This window comes from Xylanibacter ruminicola (assembly GCF_900107775.1).
In the GTDB taxonomy this organism is placed as follows: Bacteria; Bacteroidota; Bacteroidia; order Bacteroidales; family Bacteroidaceae; genus Prevotella; species Prevotella ruminicola_C.
The window spans coordinates 572964-596699 of the sequence record NZ_FNRF01000001.1 but is presented as its reverse complement, the minus strand read 5'-3'; the positions used below and the strand labels follow the sequence as shown (position 1 = coordinate 596699).

The window sequence follows — 23736 nt, the reverse complement described above, 5'->3', positions numbered from 1 at the left end:
AGAAGCGACAATGAAGAAATATATCATAATGCTCATACTGCTGGTAGGTACTACTATGAGTATATGGGCACAAAACGAAGTAGAGTTGACCGGTACGGTAACAGATATTGCGGGTGAACCACTGATAGGTGCCAACGTGATTGTAAAGAATATGAAGGGATTGGGCGTTATAGCCGATATGGATGGTAACTTCAGAATTAAAGTCAAGGAGTATCAGACGCTCGTCTTCTCTTATCTCGGATACAAGACAAAGGAAGTGGTCGTTAAGAACAGCCGTCCTTTGAATGTTGTACTGGAACAGGACCTGGTAAATGCCGTTGATGAAGTAGTGGTAACTGCTATGGGAAGTCAGAAGAAACTGACTCTGACAGGTGCTGTTACGAACGTGAATATAGATGATATGAAGCATTATGGCTCGTCAAACCTCTCAAATGTGCTGGCTGGTAATGCGCCTGGTATTATAGCTATGCAGACCAGTGGACAACCAGGAAAAAATACATCAGAGTTCTGGATTCGTGGTATTTCCACCTTTGGTGCCGGTAGGGGAGCCTATATACTGGTGGATGGCTTTGAACGTAGCAACATCGACGATCTGAATATTGAAGATATTGAGTCGTTCTCTGTATTGAAGGATGCCTCGGCCACAGCAATCTATGGCTCTAAAGGTGCAAATGGTGTTGTTCTCATTACTACCAAACATGGTAAAGATGGTAAGATAAAGATTAACGGTAAGTTTGAAACCTCATACAATACACGCACGATTACACCTGAATTCGTAGATGGTGTTACCTACGCCAATCTGTTGAATGAGGCCTATCTTACCCGTAACAAAGGATGGTATTATTCTCCAACGGAAATTGAACTCTTCCGTAGCGGCATGGATCCAGACCTCTATCCCAATGTAAACTGGAAAGATCTTATTCTGAAAGATGGTGCGTTTAGCTATCGTGGAAATGTCAACCTAAGCGGTGGTGGTAGCACATCACGTTATTATGCTTCTATCAGCTATGTAGAGGATGAGGGTATGTACAAGACAGATACCACCCTGAAAGATAAGTACGATACTAATGCCAATTACAAGCGTTGGAACTATCGAGTGAATCTGGATATCGACATAACTCCGACCACAGTGCTGAAATTGGGTATTGGTGGCGATCTCTCTAAGCGTAATGCTCCTGGTATGGGTGATACCGACACCTGGAATTCGCTGTTCGGTTATAATGCGATTCTGACACCAGTGGTTTATTCGAATGGTTACGTACCTATGATAAACATTGGCCGTAATGATTCGCGTACCAATCCTTGGGTTATGACGACTCAGACTGGTTACCACGAGGAGTGGAACAATAATGTTCAGACCAACGTGACATTGGAGCAGGATCTGAGTTTCATAACGAAAGGCTTGAAATTCACAGGACGTTTTGGCTATGATACCTATAATTACAACTGGATAAACCATGATCAGCAGCCAGAACGCTGGTATGCCAACGGTCGTGATAAGGAAACTGGTGAGATTATCTTCGACAAAATCAAAGATAAGGTCGATATGCATCAGTCGTCAGGCAATAATGGTTCACGCCGCGATTTCCTAGACCTCTTATTGCATTGGAATCGTTCATTCCTGCAGGTACATAATGTGGGTGCTAATCTGAAGTACACCTATGATGAGAATATCCAGACACAGAATATAGGTGAGGATATCAAGAATAGTGTATCACGTAAGTATATGGCATTGGCAGGTCAGCTGACCTATAACTACGATAACCGTTACTTTGTAGACTGTAACTTCGGTTACAATGGTTCAGAGAATTTTGCTGACAGTCATCGTTTTGGTTTCTTTCCTGCTTACTCATTAGCATGGAACGTGGCTGAAGAGCCTTGGATCCAGAAGAGATTTCCTTGGCTTGATATGTTTAAGATACGTTATTCATATGGTAAGGTGGGTAATGACTATTCTCCAACCCGTTTCCCTTACCTCTATACGATAGATCCGACAGGCGATGGAGTCTATAATTTTGGTACGGCTGACCATGCGACACGTTCGGAATATACACAGGGTTACCATTACTCAGCGATGGCATCACCCAATGTTACTTGGGAAATAGCCCGTAAAAATGACATAGGTATCGACCTGGTATTGTTCCATAATAGACTGTCGCTGACCGTTGACTACTTCAATGAAAAGCGTACAGGTATCTACATGGCTCGAAATTACTTACCCAGCATTATCGGACTGGAGAGTAGTCCTTGGGCCAATGTCGGCTCAGTGCGCTCACAGGGTTTTGATGGTAACTTCAAGTACGAAGACCGCATAGGAGAAGTTGGATTTACCATTCGTGGAAACTTCACCTACTCAAAGAATGAGATATTGGACTATGATGTAGAAGACAGTCCTTATCCTTACCAGTATCAGACGGGGTATTATGTTGACCAGTTGCGTGGTCTGGTGGCCGATGGCTTGTTCCGCGATTTTGAAGACATACGTAATAGTCCGAAGCAGATGTTCGGATCGGTGATGCCTGGTGACATCAAGTATAAGGATGTGAATGGTGATGGCGTGGTAGACGATAATGATGTGGTAGCTATAGGTGCCACACGTACGCCAAACCTTTACTACGGCTTAGGTTTGTCAATCATGTGGAAAGGTTTCGATTTGAATCTGTTGTTCCAGGGTGCAGGAAAGTCCACTTTCATGATTGACGGCAAGTGTGTCTATGCTTTCAGTCAGGAACGCTATGGTCAGATATTCTCTGATCTGGTCGACAACCGATGGGTAGACCATGAGACTGCCGACCTGTTAGGCATACCTGCCAACGAAAATCCCAATGCGTCCTATCCACGACTTGATTATGTGACAAACAATGAGAGTCGCAATAACTACCGTGCCTCAACCTTTTGGATGCGAGACGGTCGCTATCTACGTCTGAAGAATGTTGATTTCGGCTATACGCTACCCAAGCAGTGGGTTAACAAATACCACTTCAATGATATTCGTATCTATATTCAGGGTTCTAACTTAATGACATGGTCGAAGTTTAAACTGTGGGATCCAGAAATGGGTAGCTCTAATGGTGAGGCTTATCCTATTACTAAGTCGGTGACCATGGGTATACAGGTAAACCTGTAAGAAGGATATTTGATAATTAATAATAGATGATTATGAATACAAGATATATGAAAAAAATAGTGTTGGGTGGTTCGCTATGCTGCTGCATGATAGCAACCCTCACCAGTTGCGCCAACGAATTAGACTCTGACAAGTATTTCGATGACCGTCGTTCGATAGAGTCTGTCTTCACAGACAGAAATCAGTCGTTGGGATGGCTTGCACAATCATTTGCTTTCCTGAAAGGACCTCTGGCCGACTGTAAAACAAAAGACACTGGTGTTGATGGGGCTTTTTTCCAATGCTTTGGCGACGACATGGTCTTCGGAGATCGTGATTCGAAACTGGATTTGGATGGTAATGCTCGTACAAGTTTCAATGCCCTGATGTTGGGCGATTACGACGAAGAAGTTGGTAAGAATGCTTGGATTGATGCCTATAAGGGCATCTATCAGGCCTCTATCTTCATCCATAATATCGACCGTAATGTGAAAATGACTGATGAGGAACGTGCCGACTTCAAGGGACAGGCTCGCTTTGTGCGTGCTTATTATTATTGGCTTCTGCTGCGCAAATATGGACCAGTACCCATTATGCCCGACGAAGGTGCCGACTATACGCAGCAGTATGAAGAACTGGCTATTCCTCGCAGTAGTTATGAGCAGTGTGCTACCTTCATTGCAGACGAGATGCTGAAGGCTGTCGACGAGATGAAAGACTGGAACCGTTTTGAAGCTCCTAATAATACAGATGCAGAGTTTATCGTTCGTCCTACCAAAGGAGCGGCACTCGCAGTTCGTGCACTGGCTTATATCTATGCTGCCAGTCCATTGGCTAATGGTCAGCTGCTAAATGGTACTCATCCCTCGCAGGTGACAGATTTATTTGCGCGCGAGTTGGTGAATAAAGATGGAACACCGCTGCTTGGTCGCGAATATGACGAATCGAAGTGGGCTCGTGCAGCTGCCGCCTGTCGCGATGTCATGGAGTGTAATGCGCATTATGAACTATATCATTATGGCGTAGTTGTGAATGGCACCAATGAGATGCCTGAAACGATTACTCCGCCTCGTGATGGCGACTTCTCAGAGAAAAACTGGCCTGATGGCTATGCCGATATTGACCCTTATCTCAGTTACCGTCGTCTGTTCGATGGTGAGATCGGCCTTACTGGCAATACAGAAATCATCTTCACACGTGGTTATAATCTGGGTGACGAAATCAAATCCTTTGTAGCGCATCAGATGCCAAGTTCACCACTTCATGGGTGGAATTGCCATGCTTTGACACAGAAGATGGTGGATGCCTACTACATGAGCGATGGATCTGATTGCCCAGGCAAAGACAGCGAGTATGGCGAGGGAGATGGCTCAACGCGCGTAACAGGATGGACTACTGCACAGAATTATAACCAACACAAACCTCTATATAGTAATGTGTCTTTACAGTATGCCAATCGTGAGCCTCGTTTTTATGCCAGCGTAGCTTATAACGGTTTACGGTGGTGGAACAATAATCCCAATGAGAACGACCACTATCCTCAGATATTCTATTACCGTGCATCAGGCGCAGAGCGCAACAATGGCTACTCTAACACATCGCGTTATCTGCGTACAGGTATCGGCGTCATGAAGTTTGTTAATCCAGCAGATTATCAGACTGGCGAAAATGACTGGGGGCATATTACAAATAAGTACGAACCAGCTATCCGTTATGCCGATATTCTGTTGATGTATGCTGAGGCTTTGAATGAGCTCCATGGTTCCTACCAGATGAAATCCTGGAATGGGGCGCAGACTTATACGATCAGTCGTGACATCGACGAAATCAAGCGCGGCATACGTCCTGTCCGCATCCGTGCCGGTCTTCCTGACTATCAAGACGCAGAATATGCCAATCAGGATGTGTTACGTAGTAAGATCAAGCGAGAGCGTATGATTGAGTTCCTGGCTGAAGGCAAACGATACTACGATCTGCGCCGATGGATGGACGCTCCTGTAGAATTGGCCAAACCAATCTATGGATGTAACGTCATGATGACGAGTGCACAGCGCGACCAGTTCCAGAACGTAGTGCAGATAACCTCCCTGCCTACGGTCTTCTCTGAGAAGATGTATTTCTGGCCCATCCACTTCAGTGAGCTGAAGCACAATAACAAACTGGTTCAGAACCCTGGATGGAAGTACAACGATTAACGAGGTATTGACAATTAATTTTTAAGAATTATGATGAGTAATAAGATTAAGACTTTTCTGCTGGCAAGTTCTGTATGCTGCTGTGCCATCGTATTCCTCAGCAGTTGCAACGATGATTGGGTGGATGAGCAATACGAGCACTATATCAGTTTCAAGGCGCCGTTAGATACCGAAGGCAATAGTGTAGGTGTCACTACAGTCTATGTACCTCTGACGCGTTCCAACGATGATGGCACACCTCGTTATGGTGCAGAGGGACTGTCAAGTTATGAGTTACCTGTTATTGTCAGTGGTTCAACCCATAACGAAAAGGATTTGGATATCCATATCGCTCATGACCCAGATACATTACAGACTCTGAATTATGCACGTTTCAATACGCGTAAAGAACTCTATTATACCGATATGGCGCCATTGGCATCGTTCGACGAGGTTCTGCACATTTCTTCTGGACAGGATGTTGCTATGCTGCATATCAATCTGGATTTCCGCAATGCAAACTTCGTTAACCGCTATGTATTGCCATTGACCATTGTAGAAAAGGATGAATACGGCTACCAACGCCATCCCCGTAAGAATTATGCCAAGGCATTATTACGAATTCTGCCTTATACGCTGTTCTCTGGTGCCTATGAGTCTGGTAACCTGCATTTCTACTTGGTACAGTCCGATGGTAGGGATGAAGGCCAGGCTGGTGCGATGCAGAATGCTGTTCAACTCTACGCTATCGACGAAAATACGGCATTCTTCTATGCTGGTAACAACGACGAAAGTCGCTTGGATAGAGAGAACTATAAGGTCTATGCGCATTTTGCATATCATACAGGTAGTACCAGGACGGGTACCGTCACTTTTACAACCGATAACCCCAATCTGAATTTTACTGCCGAACAGGCGCAGTTCAGAATCCTTGAGGAAGATGATGCTACAGAGTCATACATCCGTCGACGTACTGTTATCATTCAGGACATTGATTATCATTTCACAGATTATACGATGGCACAGGGGTGTAGCTTCCCTTATCATGTCAAGGGTACACTGACCATGGAGCGTAAACTGAATACTCAGATGCCAGAAGAAGATCAGATAGAATGGTAATTTGATGGTTGTTACCGACCACTAACGACAATAAGCACGCCTGCTGACAAAATAGGAACGGGCGTGCTTATTATTTTGCTGGATTGTCAATAAAAAAAGATGAAAATCCTTGGTATTATGGCGGCTAAATCGTACCTTTGCATCCAAAATAATAAGAAGATGAAAGACAGTATCATCATTTTGAGCGGTGGTATGGATTCTACCACACTGCTCTACGACTATCAGGAGCGTATTGCGCTGGCCATATCATTCGATTATGGCAGTAATCATAATGCCAAGGAGATTCCCTTTGCTAAGTACCATTGCGACCAGTTGGGTATCAAGCATCTGGTTATCCCCTTGAAGTTTATGGGAGAGTATTTCCGTAGTTCATTGCTGTCGGGCGATGAGGCTATTCCCGAGGGGCATTATGCCAGCGAGAATATGAAATCTACGGTGGTGCCTTTCCGTAATGGCATTATGCTGGCCGTTGCCACAGGTATGGCCGAGAGTAACGATCTGCAGTATGTGATGATGGCCAATCATGGTGGCGACCACACCATCTACCCCGATTGTCGCCCTGAGTTTGTTGATGCTTTCGATAAGACTGCCCAGGCTGGTACCTTTAATGGCGTGCGTTTGCTCTCGCCATACTGCAATATGACCAAGGGCCAGATTGCTGCCCGTGGTAAGGAGTTGGGTGTCGACTACAGCAAAACCTGGTCGTGCTATCGTGGTGGCGACAAGCATTGCGGCAAGTGCGGCACCTGTGTTGAGCGCAAGGAAGCCTTGAGCGATGCAGGCATCGACGATCCTACTGAATACGAAGATTAATATGGCTACCTACAATACTTATACCCTTGCAAACGGTTTGCGCATTATCCACAAGCCCTCGGTGGCCGAGGTGGTTTACTGCGGTTACCAGATAGCTGCCGGTACACGCGATGAGTTGCCTGGCGAGGAGGGTATGGCTCACTTCTGCGAGCATCTGACGTTTAAGGGCACCGAGCATCGCAACGCCATCCAGATTATCAACGGTCTGGAGCAGTTGGGTGGCGACCTGAATGCCTTTACCAATAAGGAGGATACCACGTTTTATTCTGCCATCCAGAAGGAGCATATAGCCAAAGCCATCTCGCTGCTTACCGATATGGTGTTTCACAGCACCTATCCCCAGCACGAGATTGATAAGGAGGTAGAGGTTATCTGCGATGAGATTGAGAGTTATAACGACTCGCCTGCCGAGCTGATTTACGATGAGTTCGAGAATATGCTGTTCGAGGGTCATCCCCTGGGGCATAATATCTTAGGTAATGCCGATCAGCTGCGTACCTATAAAACCGCTGATGCCTTACGATTTGTAAAGCGTAACTACCGTCCTGACAACGCCATTTTCTTTGTATATGGCAATGTGGACTTCAAACGTGTGATAAGGTTGGTATCGTCGGCGATGGTGGGGGTATCTAGCAGTACTAGTATGGCTAGTTCTTCTAGTGGTGCTGGCTGTTCCAGCACGCCTGGTCGATTCGGCCAGGGGGCTAGAGAGATAACTAAGGATATTGGTTCGCACCAGGCACATGTGATGTTAGGTACACGTAGCTACGACATCCATCATCCTTTGCGCATCCCTTTGTATCTGTTGAATAACATTCTTGGCGGACCCAGCATGAATGCCCGTTTGAACCTGGCTTTGCGCGAGCGTAATGGCTTGGTTTATACCGTTGAGAGTACCATGGTAAGCTATAGCGATACTGGCATGTGGAGCATTTATTTTGGTTGCGACCCACACGATGTACGTAAATGCCTCCGACTGGTGCGCCGCGAACTGGATAAGGTGATGCAGAAACCACTGAGCGACAACGCCTTACAGAAAGCCAAGCAGCAGTTGAAAGGTCAGATAGCCATTGCGTGCGATAATCGCGAACAGTTTGCACTCGACTTTGGTAAGAGTTTCCTGCATTATGGTTGGGAGAAAAACGTTGAAAAGCTGTTTGATAGTATCGATAAGGTAACAGTTGACGACGTACTGAAGGTTGCAAACGAGTTGTTTGCTGCCGATAAACTCTCTACTTTGATATTCAAATAGCGCGCAAGTACTGGCGCATGGCCTTGCGGGCAGTACCTAAGCAATACTCTACGCTCTTGTAGTTCTCGCCTAAGAAATCGGAAATCTCGCTCACCTTCATACCATCGTAGATATGTAGACGATACACCTCGCGACAGTTCTCTGGCAGTCGTGCCAGTCCGCGTTCCAGCTGTTCGGTTATCTCTCTGATGGAGTAAACAGAATCGGCCGAAAGCTCCTCGCTACATACCTCTCGGATATAATGCTCGTAGTCGTTGGCGTTGATACGTCGACGGTAAAAGTCGCATATCATGTGTCGTGCTGTGGTATATGCCAAGGCTGGTAAGGTGGTTTCGGTGATTAATTTGGTGGAAGTGAGCAGACGCAGAAACACGTTCTGAACCACGTCTTCTGCCTCTGCTCTGCCACCAAGACGAGTACTGACATAAGTCAGCAACTCGTCGCGATGAGTAATGTAATAATTGGTTATAAATTGGTGATTAATCATTCACAACCTTTTGAATAGTTCCATCCTCGTTATAGAACAAACGCTGTACTTTGAGCGAACGCAGATGGGTAATATCGTTAGAAGGTACGCAGTCGTGATAGAACAGGAACCACTCGCCCTTGTACTCTACGATAGAGTGGTGGGTAGTCCAACCTACAACGGGATCAAGAATCACACCCTGATAGGTGAAAGGTCCGTAAGGATTGTCGCCGATACCGTAGCACAGCATGTGGCTGTCGCCTGTTGAGTAGCTGAAGTAATACTTACCATTGTACTTATGCATCCATGAAGCCTCGAAGAAGCGGTGAGGATCGCCAGCCTTCAAGGGCTGTCCGTCCTTATCTACCACTACTACGCTACGTGGAGCCTCAGAGAACTGCAGCACGTCGTCGCTCATCTTAACTACAAAGCTCGACAGGGCAGGCACATCAGCAGGTGCAAACAACTGAGTTTTCTTGTCAGCGGCAGGACCAAGGTCAATACCTTCCTTCACCAGCTTCTCAGGAGCCTGATACCACTGTAGCTGTCCGCCCCACAATCCGCCAAAGTAGCAGTAAATCTGTCCGTCGTCATCTTTAAACACGCTAGGGTCGATAGAGAACGAACCGCGGATAGGCTGATCCTGTGGAATGAATGGACCTTCGGGCTTATCAGCAACAGCTACACCCAGGTGGAATACACCATTGTAGTCCTTAGCCGAGAAAATCAGGTAATACTTACCATTCTTCTCTACGCAGTCGTTATCCCACATCTGCTTTTCGGCCCACTTTACGTCTGCAACATCCAGAATCTTGCCATAGTCGGTTACCTCGCCATTCTCTACGTCTTCCATAGAGATAACGTGATAGTCTTTCATCTGGAAGTGACCGCCGTCGTCGTCGAAAGCAGCACCAGCCTCCCAGTCGTGTGAGGGATATACATAAAGCTTACCATTAAACACATTAGCAGATGGGTCTGCATAATAATCTTTTGGATAAAGATAGCGTGGTTTCATATTCACATTTTTTATAGTTAATAATCATTATTCTGGTTGGCAATCCTGCGGCGTGCCGACAGTTCTGCCTGCATATTCTCGTTATACTCTTTCGATATGGGGTAATAGTGCAGCGCCAGCACACCTACCATGAACAGCATGGCTGGCACAATGCTCGATACCAGACGGATACCCATGGTGGCACTCTCGTTCTGTATGGTAGTTTCGCCACCAGCTACATAGCCGAACATCGAAATAATGATACCTGCGATGGCGCCTCCAAAGCCTAATCCTAACTTCAGGGCCAGCACGATGCCTGAGAAACAGAAGCCTGTGGCACGGCGATGACTCTCGTATTCGATATGGTCGGCCACATCGCCAATCATAGCCCATAGTAGTGGGATAGTAGGTGCATAAGCCAATGAGCGCAGGAAATTGATCACAAACAGCAATCCTACGTCGGTAGGCTCTGGGATATAGAACAGGGCAGTAAGGAATGCTGTCAGACTCAGACAAACCTTGAAGGTCTTCTTCTTACCAAACTTGTTGGCCAGATAGCGCGACAGACAAATCACACCTACAAACTGCACGATGGCGCCCATCATGTTAAAGGCTGAGAAGCCGATAGAGTAGGCATTGTTGAAGTCGAGACTGATGAAATGCGACAAGAAATCGTATAGCGACTTCTGATCTACATTGTATTGGAAGTAGAAGTTCATGGCCGATCCCCACATGGCTAATGTGACGAACAGCGCAAATGTGAGTAATGCCATTGCATTCCACGATACATTCGAAACCGTATTCTTAATGTCCTCTTTCACACTGAGCTGCTGGCGTGGCGGCGGCTGTATGCGCTCCTTCGACACGGCAAACGTGATGATAAAGAACACAAAGGCGATGCAGGCAAAGATGGCGATGGTACAACTCCAGCCATGCTGCAGAGTGTGGCCCTCGGCAAAATGATCTACCAGAGGTAATGTAAGACCCTGTACCACGAACTGCGCGATGGTTACTACCACAAATCGGATGGTAGTAATGCTGGTGCGCTCGCGTATATCGCTGGTCATCACACCTCCTAAAGAAGAATAAGGTATATTATTAAAGGAGTAGGCCGTCATCAGCAACACATAACTGATGGTTGCGTAGATGGCTACAGAACTTTTCTGGTGAATGCCTGGATTATAGAATGCCAACATGTAGAATACGCAGAAGGGGATAACAGTCCAAAGCATCCAAGGACGGAATTTACCCCAGCGGGTGTTGGTATGATCGGTAAGCAGACCGATGGCAGGATCAACGATGATGGCTGAAATGCTGGCTATCATCAGCACCGAACCAGCAACAGCTCCGTCGAGTCCAAATACATCGGTATAGAACTTCAACTGGAATATCAACATCATCTGGAATACCAAGTTAGCGGCGGCATCTCCTAACGAATAGCCGACCTTCTCACCTAATGATACCTGTTGCGATGATAATTTATTCATATCTGCTGAAAATAAAACTGCTGCAAAGGTAGTGAAAAATCGGCGAGTTTACATTTTAAATTGTTACAGAAGTTTTTCAAAATGTGTCATTGCATAACAAAATGATTCATTTTGGCGGTTTCATCGCAGATTTTTCTTAATTTTGTGACCTCAAAGCAACAATTATGAAGAAAATTATATTTTTTTGCGCAACACTATTTTGTTTGTCAGTAGCCGATGCAAAAGTAACCATGCCTAAACTGTTCCAGTCGGGTATGGTGGTGCAACGTGGCAAACTCATACCTGTTTGGGGCCATGCCGATGCCGGCGAAGCCGTAACCGTACGTTTCAACAAGAAGGTGTATCAAACTACCGCCGATGCCGATGGCCGATGGCGTGTTGACCTGCCTAAGATGAAAGCAGGTGGCCCTTATCAGTTAACGGTCAACGATCAAACCATTGATAATATTCTGGTGGGTGATGTATGGCTGCTCTCTGGTCAGTCGAACATCGATGTAACCATCGAGCGTGTTTATCCGCAGTACACCCAGGAGATTGATAACTACGAGAACAGTCAGATCCGCTTGTTCCGTGTACAGAACGAAACCAGCACCCATGGTGTAAAGGAGGATATCCGCGCTACCAACATCAACTGGAAACCAGTTAACAAGCAGAATGCCTGGTTGTTCTCGGCTGCCGGCTATTTCTTGGGTAAGCGCATGTTCCAGACCAACAAGGTGCCTCAGGGTATTATTGTTAATAGCTGGGGTGGCACACCTATCGAGGCTTGGATTAGCGAGGATTCGCTGAAAGCCGACTATCCCATGCTGATTAAAAAGCTGCAGATGTATCAGAACGATAATTATGTACGCGCGCAAATGCAGGCCAATGGTGCTGCCAACCAGCAGTGGGAAAGCATTCTGAACCAGACCGACCCAGGTTATGCTGATGTGGCTGTAGATGAAACCTCATGGCAGCAGATTGATCAGAATAACTGGGCATGGCATGGCACAGGTAGCGTTTGGCTCCGACAGCATATTACTATCGATAAGGATCATGCAGGAAAACCTGCCCGCCTGTTGTTGGGCACGCTGTTTGATCGTGATGTGACCTATCTGAACGGCAAGCAGATTGGACAAACGGGTTATCAGTATCCCCCACGCCGCTATGATATCCCCGAGGGCATGTTGAAAGAGGGTGATAATGTGATTACCATCCGTTTTATCAATAAGTTCGGCGCTGTACATTTCATTCCCGAAAAGCCTTACATGCTGTGTTTTGGCGACGACCGCTTCTCGCAAAAACCCATGCCAAAAGATGTACAACCACTCAGTCCGCAGTGGAAGATGAAGGTGGGTGCCGAGATGCCTCAGTGTCCCAGTGGCGACGTATCGTTGCAGAACCTGCCCACCACACTGTATAATGCTGTGCTGTATCCATTGGCACCTTACGCCATTAATGGTGTGGTATGGTATCAGGGTGAATCGAATACTGGCAATCCTGCCCCATATGCCGACTATCTGAAAAAGCTCATGGGCAGTTGGCGCAATCGCTGGAACGACCAGCAGATGCCATTTGTGATTGTGCAGTTGGCCAACTACGACGGTCGCCAGCAAACAGGCTTCCCACGCCCCATCACTCCACAGACAGAACCTGTAAACAGCGGTTGGGCACAGCTGCGCGAGGCTCAGCGCACAGTGGCTAAGGCCGATGCCAAAGCCGAGTTGGCTGTGATTAACGATCTGGGTGAGACGATTGATATCCATCCCCTGCGTAAAAAAGAGGTGGCCGATCGTATCGGCTTGTGCTTTGATAAGCTCTTATATAATAATAAGGTGAAATTGTCGCCCGAGGTGGTATCTACCCGTGTGAGTGATGCGGCTATCCAGCTCACACTCGACCAGCCCATACAGGAAGGCGACCTCTATACATTCGAGGTTTGCAACAATGGTAGCGATAAATACCAGAATGTGCCTGCTGTCGGCAAGGGTAACGTGATTACCATATTTTATCCCACGGCATCTCAGGCATCAAGCTTGAAGATCCGCTATGCCTGGAAGGACGACCCCAAGCAGGCCAATGTTCGCTCGCTGAGCGGACTGCCTATGAGTTCATTCGAATTATCAATTAATAACTAATAAATAATATGAGTACATCTAACGAAACCAAAGGCTTCTACAAGCTTTCGTGGCTCCAGCGCATCGGCTATGGATCGGGCGACCTGGCGCAGAATCTTATTTTCCAGACAGTAGCATGTTACCTCATGCTTTACCTGACTACAGTACTGAAGATTAATCCGGCTTTTGTAAGCGGACTGATTCTCTCTGTCCGACTCATCGACTGTTTCTGGAGTCCTGTAGTAGGTCGTTATATCGACAACCGCAACCCCAAACTGGGTAAGTATCGTGCCTATCTGCTGTATGGTGGTATCCCCTTGACGGTTGCTGCCTGCCTGCTCATGCTGCCTCAGGCCGCTACCTGGTCGCCCAGCATGAAGCTGATTTATGCCACCGTTAGCTATACCGTGCTTAGCATGATCTACTCGGTAGTAAATATACCTTATGGCTCTATCATGGCCAGTATGACTCGCGATAACGACGAGGTGCTGAAGCTTACATCTACCCGTATGGTATGTGCCAACATCGGTCAGATTGTGGTTCAGGCTGGTTTCCCAATCGGTTTGGCTATGGTTGCTCATACCATGATCGACTGGAACCAGGCTCTGTTCATGGCCATTGGTACCATTCCTGCCTTCGTTATCCTGCCCTCGCTGCCTATGCTGAAGAGTTGGTTGGGTAAGAAGGGGCTGTATTACCTGCTGCTCACCATCGGTTTTGTAGGTTTTGTCATCCTGTTCACCATTGGTAAGTTCTTCGATGTAGCCGAGCTCAATACACTGGTACAGACCGCTAAGGTGATGACAGGTGTTGGCCTGCTGGTTGGTTCGCTCATGTGGGCCCTTGTGCCTGAGGTAATTACCGAGGCCGAGTATCGTACTGGCAACCGTCCTGCTGCTACCGTAAACGCTCTGGCTGGTGTAGCCTTCAAGGCTGGTTTCTCAATCGCTGGCTGGATTACCCCACTGGTAATGGGTATGATTGGTTTCGACCTGGCCAGCGAGGAGTCGGCTCTGCCTATCGATCCTACAGCTTGGTTTACTGTTACCTGCGTATTTGCTATTGTAGGTTTTGTATTGCTGCTTTACTGCTTCACAGGCTGTAAGGAGCGCATTGCCACTACACCCGAAAAGCCTGTTACTTATGGCGAGATGTTTGCCGAGTTCAAGGCCAACAAGTGCCTGCAGCTGGTACTCAGCATCTTTGTAACGGTGTTCCTGGCTTCGTTCATCAGCGCACCTGTAAACGCTTATTATACCCACCTGGCTGAGTATTCAGTAACAGCTCAGAATGCTATTCTGGTGTTCACCTGTATCATTCCTGCCGTTCTGTTGATTATCGTTGGAGGCCTTATCTACAAGTATCCTCTTACCGATGAGCGTCTGGACGAGATTAACAAGGAAATCGAGGCTCGTGGATAAAAGAGCGATATTTATAAATTTTTGATGTAATATCTTGCAAGTTTCAAACTTTTTCCGTATCTTTGCCCACAATAAATGATTATTGGGCAGAAGAATGAGCCACAGAACTATTAAACTACTGGCTTGTTTCTCACTGGTGGTGATGCTGGTGGTTGCATGCGGCGAACGGAAAGAAACAGGACTTGAAAAGAATACAGCCGACGGATTAGTCCTTGATGCGTATAAGCATAAGGACTATCCGTTGTTGTTGTCTTTAGCCGATAGCCTTGGTAAGATTGGTGCTATTTCCGAAGTTCAGTCGCACTATTGGAGTGGCTATGCCAGCGACCGCATGGGTAAGAAGCGCACAGCCGAGTATTACTGGAAGAAGGCCGAGAGCGAAGTAGAAAACTTTAATAATTCCGAGCAGGTAGATTATTACGCCAAGGCGGCCAGTCATCTGGCTAACCTGCTGAACCTGAAGGGCGACTACGACGGTTCGCTGAAAGAGGCCATCAATGCAGCCGAAAAACTCGAGGTGTTAGGTTGCGATACCACCACCGATTATGTAAACCTGCTGGTGTTTATCGGTTGCGGACAGGCCCGTTTGCCTGGCATGGAAGAAACTACTAAGAAATCGTTCGAACGCGCTTATAACAAGCATCTTGAGCGCATCAGCGCATCACCTACCGAATCTACTTACAAAGGTGCCATTGCAGGCATTGTAAATATGGCTTACTCGTGCAATGCCACCCATCAGTATCAGCAGGCCCTGTATTGGTGCGACCGCTATGAAGAGCTGGTACACAAATACGAGAGGCTATATTCTGCCGACGAGGACTATATCGACAAGCAGCTTGCCCGTTGTAGTATCTATCGTGCCACAGCGCTTGTATCGTTAGGGCAATCGCAGGAGTCGTATCTGGCTTATCTCGACTTCAGAAACACCAAGTTCAGTAAGAGTCCTGAGGGTATCTACGATGCTGGCGAGTACCTGATTGAGGCCAAACAATGGAAAGATGCAGCCGTTTGTTTCCAGCGACTCGATGAGTTGGTAAACAAATATCGCATGGAGTTCTCGATTGAGAATCTCGAAACCTATTATCTGAAGAAGTACGAGGCCAACCTCAAGGCAGGTCGCAAGGACTCGGTTTATGCTATCAGTACCTTTATCTGCGACTCGCTGAGTGTAGCTATCGATCGTGCAAGAGCCGACAATGCTGCCGAACTGGCCACTATCTACAATACCGAGCAGAACGAAACCCGACTGGCCGAGAATAAGGCCAAGCTGATGCGCGAACGTCAGATAGCCGCTGTTGTTACTATTATTCTGATTATCGGCTTCTTTATTGTTTATGCCCTTTACAAGCAAAAGGCAGCTGCCAAGTTGCACAAGGCGCATAACGAACTGAAGGCGGCTTACGACCAGCTCGAGGAAACCACATCGGCCAAGGAGCGTATCGAGAGTGAGTTGCGTATTGCCCGCCACATTCAGGAGTCGATGGTACCCAGCGAGTTCCCACAGCGCTCCGATTTCGATCTCTATGCCTCGATGACAGCCGCCAAGGAGGTAGGAGGCGATTTGTACGACTATCTGATTATTGGCGATAATCTGTGCTTCTGCGTAGGCGACGTATCAGGTAAGGGAGTGCCCGCAGCGCTCTTCATGGCCCAGGTTATCAGGTTGTTCCGTGCTATGGTTAAGCGTAACTACACGCCTGCTAAGTTGGCTACCGAGCTGAATGCGGAACTGAGCGAGCATAACGACGACGGCATGTTTATTACCATGTTTATCGGTATGGTGAACCTGCGTACCGGCAAGCTCGACTTCTGTAATGCAGGCCATAATCCCCCCATACTGGGTAATGGCAACGAGAGCAGATTCCTGGAGATGGAATCCAATGCGCCTATCGGCCTTTGGGAAGGACTGAAATATACTGGCGAGGTAATTGATGATATACGTGGCCACCTGTTCTTTGTATATACTGATGGACTGAACGAGGCCGAGAACACGAAACTCGAGCAGTTTGGCGACGATGAGGTGCTTAACGTTGTTAAGCGTACCAGCCATCTGAGTCCCCGCGATATGGTAGATACCATGAAGAACGAGGTGAATCGTCATCGCAACGGCGCTGATCCTAACGACGATCTCACCATGCTCTGCCTGCATGTAGTATAGACTTTAAAAAAAGATAATATTTGATATGATTAAGTGTAAACATCTTTGTATGATGCTGTTGCTGGCATTATGCACTCTCACAGCTCAGGCTCAGGAAGCCGAGCTTATTCGTAATGGCGATTTTGAATTAACCCCCAGGGTTGAAAAAGGCACTAATGCCACCACCGCTTGGGATAGCCGCAAGCCCCTGGTAGTGGTATATGTTGATCCTGTTAGTGCCGATAATCCTTGCTATGCCGTTATCTGCTGCGACACCATCTATAACCAGGGTTTTGATGGTATCCCTGTAGTCGAGGGCACCAAGTACGATTTCTCAGTATGTCTGCGCAATCTGCCTGCCTTGAAGGAAGAGAGCCGTGTGGAAGGCTGCAAACTGCTGATTATCCAGCTGGTCGATGAGCAGCGCCAGCCCCTGGCCGAGGCTACCATCCGTGCCAGAGGCAACCAGTGGCAGCAGTACCACGCTGTGTTTACGGCTCATGGTAGCTGTGCCAAGGCCCAGTTGGCTATTGTGGGCGTTGGTTGCCAAAAGATAGCTATCGATAAGGTAAGTATGAAAAAACACCAGTAGAGTATGTTACATATCCGTTGCAAGAATAACAACATCACCAAGAGTTTCCCTGAAGGCACATCGTTGGCCGACGTTTATCAGGCGTTTGCTAGCGAACTTAATTTTAAGTATCCAGTAGTATCAGCCAAGGTCAACAACGCCTCGCAAGGCCTGAAGTTCCGTTTGTATCAGAATCGCGACGTAGAGTTCCTTGATGCCCGCAGTGGTTCAGGTCGTCGTGTTTATACCCGTTCGCTGTGCTTTGTGCTCTACAAGGCCACCAGCGATGTGTTCCCTGGTAGCAAGCTCTACATGGAGCACCCCATCTCAAACGGCTACTACTGCAACTTTAAAAAGAAAAACAACGAGCCCCTGACGGATGAGGATGTGCAGAAAATCTGCCAGCGCATGAAGGAGATTGTTGATCTCGACCTGCCTTTCCGTCGCACCGAGGCCACAACCGACGAGGCTGTACGTGTGTTCAGCGAGCGTGGTTTTGCCGATAAGGTAAAGCTGATTGAAACCAGCGGTCAGATATATACCGATTATTATATGCTGGGCGATACCGTAGATTATTACTATGGTCCGCTGGTGCCCTCGGCAGGCTTCCTCAAGGTGTGGGGCCTGGAGCGCTATCACGACGGCCTGTTGCTGCGTGTGCCTGATAAGAACGACCCTACCAAACTGGCCGAGAAGGTTGACATGCCTCGCACGTTCGAGGTGTTTGCCGAAAAGGTGCGTTGGGATATCATCATGCGCCTGTCGAATGCCGGCGATGTCAACAAGGCCATCCTGCGTGGCTATGGCTCCGAGCTTATTCAGGTGAGCGAGGCCCTGCAGGAAAAGAAGATTGTGAAAATCGCCGAAGAAATCGATCAGCGTTTCCGCGATCCAGAGAATCCCATCCGTATAGTCCTCATTACAGGACCGTCGAGCTCAGGTAAATCTACCTTCTGTAAGCGCCTTTCTGTACAGTTGCTGGCCTGCGGTTTGCGCCCCTATTCGTTCTCAACCGACGATTACTTTGTGAATCGTGTCGATACCCCCAAGCTGCCTAACGGTCAGTACGACTTTGATAATATCGAGACCGTAGATTACAAGCTGCTGGGCGAGCACTTGGAGCGTCTGATGAAGGGCGAGGTAGTAGAGGTGCCCCAGTATAACTTTGTAACAGGTAAGCGCGAGTGGAACGGCAAGAAGTTTAAGTTGAGCAACGATAGCGTGCTGATTATCGAGGGTATCCACGCCCTGAATCCCCTGCTCACCAAGCAGATTGCCGATTCGGCCAAGTACAAGATCTATATCTCGGCCCTTACCAGCATCTCGCTCGACGATCATAACTGGATTCCCACACAGGACAACCGTTTGCTGCGTCGCATTATCCGCGATTACAACAAAGGCGCCTTCTCGGCTCGCGAGACTATCAGTCAGTGGCACAGCGTGTGCGAGGCCGAGGACCAGTGGATAGTACCTTTCCAGGAAACAGCCGATGTGATGTTCAACTCGGCCCTCAACATCGAGTTTGCCGTGTTGCGCACCCATGCCGAGGTTATCCTCGCGTCAGTTCCTAAAAACTGCCCAGAGTATGCCGAGGCCCATCGCCTGTTAAAGTTCCTGCACTACTTTATCCCCATCAGCGATAAGGAGATTCCCCCCACCAGCATCATGCGTGAGTTCGTTGGTGGCAGCAGCTTCAAATACAGGGGCTAAAAATAAACAACAAAACAAAAGGCTTGCTCAATTATCCCGAGCAAGCCTTTTTTGTTTGATATTCCCATTAGTGGAACACAACCTTCCCACGGTGGGAACGAAACGTTCCCAGGTTGGGGACAAAACATTCCCAAGTTGGGAATTTTTTTGCGCTTTTATTGGCGATATCAATGGCGTCGGCTTGCACTATCTACAACGTTTTTATTGTAAATTCCTCCATCTCTCAACAAATCGCTCGAACCCCGCATAAACACTGGTATTTTTGGAGATGAGAGATTCTCAGAATCCCTCCCTAATCTCTCCCTCATCCCTCCCTCCATATCTCAACACCATTCAAATTTTAACATTTCAAGAAAAAATGAAAATAATTGGGGGGAAACACTTGCAAACCGCGATTTTTTTTGTATCTTTGCACCATGAAACGCACGCTGTGGAAAGCGCGCCAAAAACTGGACCAAAGGAGAAGGACTAAAGGAAGAGTATAAATCTTTTTAAAATCTTTTTTATATGACTGAAAACTGTGTTTCTACCAGTGAGGCAAATAACGCTTCACAGGAGGCAACGCTCGCCATCGAGCTGTTCCTCAACGAGAATTATGTGTTCCGCCGAAACACCCTAAACGGCAAGGTGGAATATGCTATGCTGCCTAAAGCAGATGTGTTCCGACCTCTAACTAAGGAGGCCCTGAACAGTATCGTGATTCGTGCCAAGCGTGAACAGATACTGGAAAAGGGAAGTCCTAAGACAGAGATAACGGAATATGTGGAATCTGAGGAGGTGCCTGTGTATAATCCTGCGCAGGCATTCCTGACTACTCTACCCAAATGGGATGGACAGAACCATATCGCCAGGATATTTGGTCGCATACCTGGCATCAGTTCTGAGCAGCTTAACTATCTCACCATCTGGCTCCGCTCTGCCGTAGCCCATTGGCTGCAGATGGATATGCTACATGGCAACGAGTGTGTACCTACGTTTATAGGCGCTCAGGGTTGTGGTAAGACCACCTTTGTGCGTCGACTGCTGCCCCCTGAACTGCGTGAGTATTATCTCGATCACCTGAATCTGGGCAATAAGTTCGACAAGGAGATGGCGCTTACCAACAATCTCATTGTGAACCTGGACGAACTCGAGGCCATTGGCGTTAAACAGCAGTCGAAGCTTAAGCAGACGCTGTCGGTAAGTAAGGTGAATGGTCGCCCTATCTTTGGACGCACCCAGCAGGATCGCCCTCGATACGCATCGTTTGTGGCAACTACCAACAATCCTCACCCTCTGACCGACCCTACAGGTAGTCGCCGATACATCTGTATCCAGATACCTGACGGGCACCTGATTAATAATGAGGGCGACATCGACTATCTGCAGCTATATGCTCAGGTGGTTTACGAGTTGCAGGAGCTGAAGGCTCCCTACTGGTTCAGTAACGACGAGGTGGCACGCATACAGCTGCTTAATCAGGACTTTATGGAACAGAAGGACCTGGGCGAGATGTTTGTGGCATGTTTCCGCCATCCTGAAGAAGGTGAGGTACCTAAGGCGATGAATTGCGACCAGATGATAGTTGTGATGCAGAAGAGCTATCCTTCGCTCACCAATACCATCGGCAACAAGGTTCGACTGGGTAAAACCATCAAGGCGCTGGGTTTTAAGCACAGGGAGCGTGCTCATATCTCGTACTACGATGTGATGCCTATCAAGGTGGCATAGACATGTAGGGAGAGATGGCATGAGAGATTAGGGAGAGATGAGGGAGGGATAAAAGCCATCTCTCATCGCCCGAATCACCAGTGTTTATGAGGGTTTTGAGAGATTTGTTGAGAGATGAGAGATTTTTTGATTAATAACTAAAAAAATATGAATATGGAAGAGAAAGAACTGAAAGTAGAAAACATCCCTGGGAGCTATGCCCTGTGTTTTAATAGCGAGTGTGGTAAAAAAGATACGTGCATGCACTATCAGGCCATGCTGCTAAAGCGAGGGGAGCGTGGTTGTGGCATGGCCATATATCCTACAGCCTGGCTGGATGGCGAGTGCTGCTACTATCGTGAGAAGAAACTGGTACGGAAGGCCTGGGGATTCAGTCAGCTGTATAAGAACGTGGACAAGTATCATAAGGCCGAGGCCCGACAGAGTGTAAGCTCATTCTTTGGCCGTGGCAACGGACCATATTATCGCGCCCATCATGGCGAGCTACTGCTCACACCCGAGCAGCAGGAGGGCATTATGAACATCATCGCCCAGTTCGGTCCTACCGAAGACGTCAGGTTCGACCACTACATATCCGCCTGGGATTTTGATTACTAAGAAAAAAGGCTTGCTCAATATAGCAGAGCAAGCCTTTTTTTGTATGTTTAGCTGATGTTACAGCTGGTACTGCAGCATAACCATTGAGTAGGGGGCCAGGTCGAGGGCGAACTTCTTCTGGGCCTTGATCTGCTCTTTCTTAGGAGCGATGGGCTGGGCGTCGAAGTTGTTCTCGTCGTTGGGCTGACCAGCGATGGTGGTCTTGGTGGCCAGTTTCTTAATGCCAAAGCGGCTCAGGTTAATGTTGGCCTTCTTGGCATCGGCACTGGCGTTAACAAGCTTAACAAACAGCTGGCGGGTCTTGGTGTTAAGGATCACGCTCTGACCGTAGTGCACACCCTCCATAGGCTGGATGGCATCGGCAGCATCGCCCTCAAACTTCACACAGTCGCCATAGTAGTAGTTACCGCTTGACTGTCCGAACATCTGCTGTACATAGTAGCTGCAGGTAAGGAATGGGCGCTCGTTGTCGTAGTAAATCAGGTCGGGGTTCCACTGGGTACCGTTCTTACGGGCAAACAGGGGAGCGTAAGATGTCATAGCTACTACATCGCCGTTGCGCTCTACGTGCAACAGATACAGACCCTCGGCCAGGGCGTCGATGAGTTTCTTGTCCTTAGCGGCATACTCACCCAGGTAAACCTTGGTCTTGCGGTCGCGTGGATAGCTGTCGTACTGGCGCTTGTTCAGGAAGTAGGTGTTGGGCTCGTAGTAGTGCTCGTCGAGGATAGGCATAGCCAGCTCGTCGGCCAGTTTCCAACCGTTCTGGTAGTCGCCGTTATCGGCATGCGAGCCAGGACCGGCTGTACCAACAATCACAATTTCGGGATGAGCCTTGGTTACACGCTCGTAGATGTATTTGAAGCGCTCGCAGAACTCGGGCGAGATGCGCTCCTCGTTACCAATACCTAAGTACTTGAGGTTGAAGGGCTTTGGATGGCCGGCATCGGCACGCATCTTGGCCCATTTGTTGGTGGCAGGATCGCCGTTGGCCCACTCAATCAGGTCGATACACTCATCAACCCACTCGTCCATCTCGCTCATAGGCACTACATCCTGAGCCTGGCCTTTCATGCCCCAACCACCGTTGGCACCCTGACAGCTTACACCAGCAGGCAGGATGGGCAGAGGCTCCATACCCAGATCCTCGCAGAACTGGAAGTACTCGAAGTAACCCAGACCTACGCTCTGGTGATAACCCCAGGTGTTCTTAAGCTGGCGACGTGTCTCCTTAGGTCCGATGGTAGTCTTCCAGCGATAGGTGTTCCAGAAACCATCGCCACCGCCGTGAACCACACAACCACCAGGGAAGCGCATGAACTTTGGATGCAGGTCGGCCAAAGCCTGAGCCAGATCCTTACGCAGGCCGTGGCCCTTATAAGTGTCCTCGGGCATAAGCGATACCACGTCGATGTCCATATCGCCCTTGGTAAGTACCAATATCTGCAGGGCAGCCTGCTTGCAGTCGGCATTAGGTGTGAGCACTGCCTCGAACTTCTGCCAATCGCTGTTCTTTACATCGAAGGTTGTTTCTGCCAGCAGTTTGGGATCCTTTGGTGGCCAGCCCTTTACAGGCTCAATCAGCACCACGCGTACCTGCTTGGCGTTGCCTTTTACGTTACGCATAAAGGCCGAGAAATCGTACTTCTCGCCAGCCTTAACTGAGATGCCGTCGAAACCGTCGTTCTGGATACCAAAACCAGTCCAACCTGTGTAATCGTAATACTGGTTGGCACGCTCGCAGTGCAGGCGCATGTAGGTGGCGTTGTTGGCATGAACGGGGTTGTCCATGCGTGGCTGGATATAGCCGGTGGAGTGACCAGGACGGGTGATGCGCCAGGCGGTGCCGGGGCCCCAGCCGTCGCGCTCAACGGGCGAGAACTCGAATGCGCCGTTCTGAATAAGCTCGGCATAGAGGCCGCCATCGGCAGAGTTGTTAATGTCTTCAAAGAAGATACCAATGAGCTCGTTGCTGATGGCCTTGCCGCCAGCAGGGGCTTTCACTGGTTTCTGGGCGTTAAGACCCATGGTGGCTGCTGCAAGGGCAGCACAGAGAATTGAACGTTTGTACATAGTTGATAAT

16 protein-coding genes are annotated in these 23736 nt (G+C 48.1%); 12 read left to right on the top strand and 4 right to left on the bottom strand.

The genetic code is table 11. The features are described from left to right. Window positions 1-10: 10 nt before the first annotated feature. The 5 genes from BLU97_RS02200 (at window position 11) to BLU97_RS02180 (ending at window position 8464) form a co-directional block, all read left to right on the top strand. Complete coding sequence (locus tag BLU97_RS02200; RefSeq protein ID WP_074760045.1) at window positions 11-3127, top strand: SusC/RagA family TonB-linked outer membrane protein; 3117 nt, start codon at window positions 11-13, stop codon at window positions 3125-3127. Between the two features lie 32 nt (window positions 3128-3159). Then, window positions 3160-5301 (top strand): RagB/SusD family nutrient uptake outer membrane protein, encoded by a 2142-nt coding sequence (locus tag BLU97_RS02195; protein ID WP_410543893.1) that lies wholly within the window; start codon window positions 3160-3162, stop codon window positions 5299-5301. 30 nt (window positions 5302-5331) lie between these two features. After that, window positions 5332-6399 (top strand): DUF4973 domain-containing protein, encoded by a 1068-nt coding sequence (locus BLU97_RS02190; RefSeq protein ID WP_254771640.1) that lies wholly within the window; start codon window positions 5332-5334, stop codon window positions 6397-6399. Between the two features lie 159 nt (window positions 6400-6558). Next, a complete protein-coding gene (gene queC / locus BLU97_RS02185) occupies window positions 6559-7212 on the top strand; it encodes a 7-cyano-7-deazaguanine synthase QueC (RefSeq protein WP_074760388.1) in 654 nt (217 codons plus the stop codon). A gap of 1 nt (window position 7213) precedes the next feature. Continuing rightward, window positions 7214-8464 carry a M16 family metallopeptidase gene (locus BLU97_RS02180; protein WP_074760043.1) on the top strand — a complete coding sequence of 417 codons (1251 nt, stop codon included), beginning with the start codon at window positions 7214-7216 and terminating at the stop codon, window positions 8462-8464. Here the strand turns inward: BLU97_RS02180 and BLU97_RS02175 are convergent. The 3 genes from BLU97_RS02175 to BLU97_RS02165 are packed head-to-tail and all read right to left on the bottom strand — an operon-like array spanning window position 8457 to window position 11411. Next, window positions 8457-8951 (bottom strand): RNA polymerase sigma factor, encoded by a 495-nt coding sequence (locus BLU97_RS02175; RefSeq protein ID WP_074760042.1) that lies wholly within the window; start codon window positions 8949-8951, stop codon window positions 8457-8459. The two genes, BLU97_RS02180 and BLU97_RS02175, sit on opposite strands and share 8 nt — an antisense overlap. After that, entirely contained in the window at window positions 8944-9945 is a 1002-nt protein-coding gene (locus BLU97_RS02170; RefSeq protein WP_074760389.1) for a glycoside hydrolase family 43 protein, read from the bottom strand. Before BLU97_RS02170 ends, BLU97_RS02175 begins: the two co-directional genes overlap by 8 nt. Before the next feature lie 17 nt (window positions 9946-9962). Then, entirely contained in the window at window positions 9963-11411 is a 1449-nt protein-coding gene (locus BLU97_RS02165) for an MFS transporter (protein ID WP_074760041.1), read from the bottom strand. Window positions 11412-11575: 164 nt separating this feature from the next. Between BLU97_RS02165 and BLU97_RS02160 the strand changes: the two genes are divergently transcribed. From BLU97_RS02160 to BLU97_RS02130, 7 genes are all read left to right on the top strand, one after another. Continuing rightward, a complete protein-coding gene (locus BLU97_RS02160) occupies window positions 11576-13528 on the top strand; it encodes a sialate O-acetylesterase (RefSeq protein WP_074760040.1) in 1953 nt (650 codons plus the stop codon). 8 nt (window positions 13529-13536) lie between these two features. Further along, window positions 13537-14928 carry an MFS transporter gene (locus BLU97_RS02155; protein ID WP_074760039.1) on the top strand — a complete coding sequence of 464 codons (1392 nt, stop codon included), beginning with the start codon at window positions 13537-13539 and terminating at the stop codon, window positions 14926-14928. 94 nt (window positions 14929-15022) lie between these two features. Next, window positions 15023-17086, top strand: a complete 2064-nt coding sequence (locus BLU97_RS15620; protein ID WP_081352817.1) for a PP2C family protein-serine/threonine phosphatase — start codon at window positions 15023-15025, stop codon at window positions 17084-17086. Window positions 17087-17111: 25 nt separating this feature from the next. Then, a complete protein-coding gene (locus tag BLU97_RS02145; RefSeq protein WP_139208704.1) occupies window positions 17112-17657 on the top strand; it encodes a hypothetical protein in 546 nt (181 codons plus the stop codon). Window positions 17658-17660: 3 nt separating this feature from the next. Then, window positions 17661-19346 (top strand): nucleoside kinase, encoded by a 1686-nt coding sequence (locus tag BLU97_RS02140; protein WP_074760037.1) that lies wholly within the window; start codon window positions 17661-17663, stop codon window positions 19344-19346. A gap of 507 nt (window positions 19347-19853) precedes the next feature. Then, window positions 19854-21056: a VapE domain-containing protein gene (locus BLU97_RS02135; protein ID WP_074760036.1), complete on the top strand. Its 1203-nt coding sequence runs from the start codon at window positions 19854-19856 to the stop codon at window positions 21054-21056. A 153-nt stretch (window positions 21057-21209) separates the two neighbouring features. Beyond that, entirely contained in the window at window positions 21210-21653 is a 444-nt protein-coding gene (locus BLU97_RS02130; RefSeq protein ID WP_139208702.1) for a DUF6078 family protein, read from the top strand. Window positions 21654-21710: 57 nt separating this feature from the next. Here BLU97_RS02130 and BLU97_RS02125 read toward each other — a convergent pair whose 3' ends face one another. Next, a complete protein-coding gene (locus tag BLU97_RS02125; RefSeq protein WP_074760034.1) occupies window positions 21711-23726 on the bottom strand; it encodes an alpha-L-arabinofuranosidase C-terminal domain-containing protein in 2016 nt (671 codons plus the stop codon). Window positions 23727-23736: the final 10 nt, after the last annotated feature.